Consider the following 706-nt stretch of genomic DNA (forward strand, 5'->3'; position numbering starts at 1 on the left):
GCGGGGTCGGCTCCGACACCGCAACCTCGGCCGCGGCAACACACTGCGGGCACAGACACCGCAACTGCTGGTGCACCGAACTCGCGATCAACGCATCCGAACGACGCTGGGCCAGACTCCGCGGATCCTCGGCATGTACCGACTCGGCCATCGCGGTCAACCGGGCATCGACCAGGGCGGCATCCACATCCGGCAGACTCGCGGTGATCCGCGACTGCCCCGGCACGAACCGATCCTGGGTCACGGTCACCTTACGTTCGGCCTTCGCATGAGCGCGACGCCGTTTCACCGCGTCCGGATCGACCACGGCCACGGTCTTGTCGACCATGGTGGTGAACCGTTTCACCGACATCTGGTCACGGGCATAGATCTGCTCGGCGATCCGGGCGTCGACCTGCTCGATCGATTCCGGAGTCACCAGCCGGGTCCTTGCCACCGCGATCCGGAAACGTTGCTCATCGATCCGGCCCTGCGCCAGGGTGGCCGCGGTCAACGGCACCCGATACCGCAACGCATCACCGAGGGTGATCACCTCACGGGCCACCGCCGGCGGAACGCACAACACCGCACCCACATGCGCGATGGCCTGTTCCAAACCATCCGGGCCATAGCGGGCCCGTGGATCCTCACCACAGCGGGCGGCGGTGACCGCCGCCTCGAACGCCTCGATCGAGTCCATCTCGCCGGAGGTGTGTTCGGCCATCTG

General features: G+C 67.0%; 1 protein-coding gene. It reads right to left on the reverse strand.

Annotated features, from left to right (window positions below; translation table 11 throughout):
• Nucleotides 1–706 (reverse strand): DUF222 domain-containing protein (locus tag GD1_RS24060; RefSeq protein ID WP_169798228.1); only part of this gene is annotated, 706 nt, incomplete at both ends.

It is taken from the genome of Gordonia desulfuricans NBRC 100010 (assembly GCF_001485495.1).
GTDB classification, from domain to species: domain Bacteria; phylum Actinomycetota; class Actinomycetes; order Mycobacteriales; family Mycobacteriaceae; genus Gordonia; species Gordonia desulfuricans.